We start from the raw sequence: 2,094 nt of genomic DNA, 5'->3' as shown, positions 1-2,094 counted from the left end.
AATTCTACTTTACAAAAGGAAGCTCTCTTTTTTAATGCTTAATTTTTTCCAGCTACCGCGCTCTCGCTTGGTGGCCTTTTTGTCTAGTTGGAGGACGCGTCCCCCAACTAGACAAAAAGGATATTTATTCTCCCACAAACATTTTACTCATACTCTAGAGGAAAGAAAAGATAATGAGGAGGCTTTATTTGTTACTCTCCGTGCCCCACACCGAATGGGTGTTGCACAAATGAGATATGTCATTAAACAGATTTCGTTAAGAGCAAAAATTAGTAAGTGTATACATCCGCACCAATTAAGGTATAGTTATGCAACCACCTTAATTAATAATGGAGCACCATTAGAAGTTATTCAAAACTTGATGGGGCATGAGAAAAGTGAAACAACAAGGATTTACGCTTATCTAAGTGGACAATTAAGACGAGAATTATATAAGAAGTATTTCTGAAAGAACTGCAGGGAAAATTGCAGTTCTTTATGTTTTTATCAGAGCCGTATTTCAAGAATAAATGTCGTTTGTAACAATAGGGGCAGGTTAGTAAGAGAATGGATTTATAATACAAGTTGAATTATAATTTAGAAAATAGATAATAAAAGGAGTAGATTTATAATGGAAAAAATGGTCACACCATTTTTAATGTTTCAAGATGGCAAAGCAGAAGAAGCAATGACTTTTTACACATCTCTGATTGAGGATTCAGCAATTACAAATATTGTTCGATATGGTGCAAATGAAGGTGGGGATGAAGGAACTGTCATGCAGGCTACTTTCACCTTAAAAGGTCAAGAATTTATGTGCAGTGACAGTAATGTAATACATCAGTTTTCCTTCACACCTTCGTTCTCAATATATGTTACTTGTAATACCGAAGAAGAACTTGACAATATTTATCAGAAACTGATCGAAGGTGGACAAGCTCTTATGCCACTAGGAGATTATGGATTCAGTAAGAAATTTGGCTGGCTAAATGACCGTTTTGGAGTTTCGTGGCAACTAAATCTACCTAAATAATATGAAGAACTTAATATCCTGTTCATACCAATAATAAAAAGCATATATTGTTTAAACTAACGGGTGCTTTCCTTAAATAGAAGGCGAGCCTTTTCGTATGGTGCTAAAGGGGCAGTTTAGTGAAAGAAGGACTTTAAATAATAGACGGCGAATTCACATACAATAATAATCAATGGGGATATAAGATTGAAAATCTAAGAGGACACCTGTAAAGAAAATACTGAAAGGAATCTTGGGAAATTCAAGATAGTGAAGTGAAAATGAATAATCTAAAGAAAATATCTAGAGAAGAAGCAGCTAAACTAGGACAAGATAACAGAACAGTTTACTTTGATAACAAAGAAAAAATAGCAAATTTAGATGTTATTGAAATCCCAGATAATCTATCATTAGTCCAACAATTAGTAATTGCTAAATACTATTATATTTCTCAAGATTATCAAGATTTTATATATATTTATTCACATGAACAGTACAATTACGATGATCTTTTATGCTTATTTAATAAAGGATATTATTGTTATAAAGGTAATAAAAAAATAGCATTTTTATTAGAAAGTCCAAAACAACAAGCTATTGATTATTTTAGAGATGCGGTAAAAAACAATAAAATAAGTCCTTTTTTAACTAGTTTTTATAAGAAAAAAATAATAAATACGTTGGTTAGAGATCCTAATGAAATGCTGTCAATAAATACTACTCCAATTGAACAAATTAAAGAAATCATACCTAAGAAGAGAGAGTTAAGTTTCTATTTACTTAACACAAAAGATTTTGATTCTTCATCTATAGAGTCAGAACATAAACCGTTACTCAGTTATTTACAAAAACATCATCCGATAAGCTTTTCTATTCCTTCACCAAATAATATTTGTTTAGATAGCAACATTATTAATAATTATGGAATAAAACTCTTGTCATCAATATATAAGAGTATCTTACTAATTAACGAAGATAAAGATAATAGTGTTCTAGAAATACTATTCAGTAACCCCCTCTGTTAGGATAGATGTCGTACGATACTTTAGTGTTATACTTTAAGTAAATAACACGGAGGTCGATCGATATGAAAGAAAAAAATG

The 2,094-nt window shown here is 31.3% G+C and carries 2 protein-coding genes and 1 pseudogene; all 3 read left to right on the top strand.

The window, feature by feature from the left end; all coding sequences use genetic code 11:
- Positions 1-154: 154 nt before the first annotated feature.
- A pseudogene (locus tag ACTNDN_RS24660) lies at positions 155-448 on the top strand (tyrosine-type recombinase/integrase); the annotation flags it as partial.
- A gap of 162 nt (positions 449-610) precedes the next feature.
- The gene (locus ACTNDN_RS24655) at positions 611-1,012 is read left to right on the top strand and encodes a VOC family protein (RefSeq protein ID WP_031540344.1); all 402 of its coding nucleotides are present in this window, start codon (positions 611-613) and stop codon (positions 1,010-1,012) included.
- A 260-nt stretch (positions 1,013-1,272) separates the two neighbouring features.
- Positions 1,273-2,016 carry a hypothetical protein gene (locus ACTNDN_RS24650; protein WP_031540343.1) on the top strand — a complete coding sequence of 248 codons (744 nt, stop codon included), beginning with the start codon at positions 1,273-1,275 and terminating at the stop codon, positions 2,014-2,016.
- Positions 2,017-2,094: the final 78 nt, after the last annotated feature.

This window comes from Niallia sp. HCP3S3_B10, assembly GCF_052064465.1.
In the GTDB taxonomy this organism is placed as follows: Bacteria; Bacillota; Bacilli; order Bacillales; family Cytobacillaceae; genus Niallia; species Niallia hominis.
This window is presented reverse-complemented; position numbering and strand designations above follow the sequence as displayed.